Here is a 458-nt window from a genome sequence, read left to right on the forward strand (position 1 = left end):
ACTTTCTGATGTTTATCCAGTWGGAACTACAACAATTAAATGGAATGTAAGTGATGCTAATGGAAATGCTGCGGTTGAGGTAACTCAAACTGTAACGGTAACCGATAATGAAATTCCKGTAATTGTTTCAAACGGAGATCAAACTRTAACTGCTGATGCAGGTATTTGCGGYGCAACSGTAACTGTTTCAGCATCTGCAACAGATAATTGTACGGTTGGAACTCCAAWYGGAGTRAGAAGCGATGCAAAATYACTTTCTGATGTTTATCCAGTWGGAACWACAACAATTAAATGGAATGTAAGTGATGCTAATGGAAATGCTGCGGTTGAGGTAACTCAAACYGTAACGGTAACCGATAATGAAATTCCTGTAATTGTTTCAAACGGGGATCAAAATGTAAATGTTGATGCCAATACTTGCGGTGCAACGGTAACTGTTTCAGCATCTGCAACAGATA

General features: G+C 39.0%; 1 pseudogene. It reads left to right on the forward strand.

Annotation, left to right across the window (positions count from 1 at the left end):
- Nucleotides 1–458: pseudogene (locus tag ASC72_RS24175) on the forward strand (hypothetical protein); the annotation flags it as partial.

The organism is Flavobacterium sp. Root420, from assembly GCF_001427905.1.
Lineage (GTDB): Bacteria > Bacteroidota > Bacteroidia > Flavobacteriales > Flavobacteriaceae > Flavobacterium.